Source organism: Brachybacterium equifaecis (genome assembly GCF_023509525.1).
Taxonomy (GTDB): domain Bacteria; phylum Actinomycetota; class Actinomycetes; order Actinomycetales; family Dermabacteraceae; genus Brachybacterium; species Brachybacterium equifaecis.
On sequence record NZ_JAKNCJ010000022.1, the window covers coordinates 1 to 1,232 of the forward strand.

Annotated in this window: 2 protein-coding genes; both read right to left on the minus strand. The window is 64.0% G+C overall.

Going from position 1 to position 1,232, the window contains the following annotated elements; all coding sequences use genetic code 11:
- Positions 1 to 156 precede the first annotated feature (156 nt).
- Positions 157 to 516, minus strand: coding sequence for a DoxX family protein (locus tag Bequi_RS14115; RefSeq protein WP_249738571.1), 360 nt, complete (start codon positions 514 to 516; stop codon positions 157 to 159).
- A 4-nt stretch (positions 517 to 520) separates the two neighbouring features.
- Positions 521 to 1,117 carry a TetR/AcrR family transcriptional regulator gene (locus Bequi_RS14120; protein ID WP_191873480.1) on the minus strand — a complete coding sequence of 199 codons (597 nt, stop codon included), beginning with the start codon at positions 1,115 to 1,117 and terminating at the stop codon, positions 521 to 523.
- Between the last annotated feature and the right edge of the window lie 115 nt (positions 1,118 to 1,232).

A 1,232-nucleotide genomic window follows, 5' to 3' on the forward strand; every position in this document is an offset into this window, starting at 1 on the left:
GGCACGGGAGATGCCCATCTCGGCAGCCACGTGCGCGATCGGACGGGTGCGGCATCGCTCGATCAGCCGCTTGCGCCCTTCAGGCGTGAGGGGTGCATTCCGGTGAGGGCGCTGGGATGTCACATTAGGGGATGCGCATCTCGAGGTATCGGCCATTCAGAGCGTGAACGAGAGAACGAGGACTGCGACGGAGAGCGCGAGCATACCGAGGCAGTTGAGCCAGAACGCCTGCCCGGTGAACCGCGCTCGGATGTGGGCGGCGGCCGCGCTAACGAAGTAGACAATCACGCCGATGTTGGCGGCCAGAGCGATGCCGGGAATCCAGATCCCCGCGATGAGTCCGACCACGGCGAGCGTCTTGATGACGATGAGAGTCCACCACCACTCGCGGGGGAAGCCTACGCCGTTCAAGCAGTCACGGATAAACTTCGGCGGGCGCAGAGACATCGCCGCGTCGCCGAACAAGGCGAGCGCGAGAACGACCGGAGGCCACCACAGGTCAGGGGTCAGTGGCATTGAGTCACTCCTTGCAGGTGCAGATCGCCTCGAACGAAGTTCTGAGGCTGTTTGTGAGGCCGGACGGATCGTCCGAGCCGAGTGCCGACCAAGTGAAGAGCGTGCCGACGTAGGCGGCATATAGTGCCTGCGCCTTGGCTGGTGCGTCAGCAAGCGAGGTGCACCCGTGCTTAGTGATCGCGACGGCGAACTCTTCTAGGAGTCGGGCGGCAAGCGCGGTGAATAGCGATGAGGAATGAGCTCCGGATGCGAGGATCGACGCGTACGCCCGCGCCAGCTCGGGCCCGCCCATGAACATGGTGATGAACGGTTGGACCAGAATGCCCAAGCGCTTCGCGCAGCTGTCGGCGTCGCCAACCGGCTGAGGGTCTACGCCGCCGCGCCGCGCATGCTCGTCCCCCAGCATCGTGTCGAAGACCCGCACCAGCAACGCGTTCTTGTCGCCGACCGTCATCACCGTCCCGGCGCTGACACCAGCTGCCTCGGCAATGTCTCGCACCGTTGTGGCGTCGAAGCCGCGCTCCTGAAACAGCCGATTCGCCGCCTCGAGGACGCGCAACCGCGTGGCTTGCTTGAGTTGCGCGCGCACTGCGGGTGTCATTCGCCATCCTTAACTGAACACGTTCACTGAACATGTTCACTGTAGCACTCGACCGCACCCAAACTTGGAGCGCGTCGTCACGGCGCGAGCGTCAACAACCTCATGGCCAGCAACA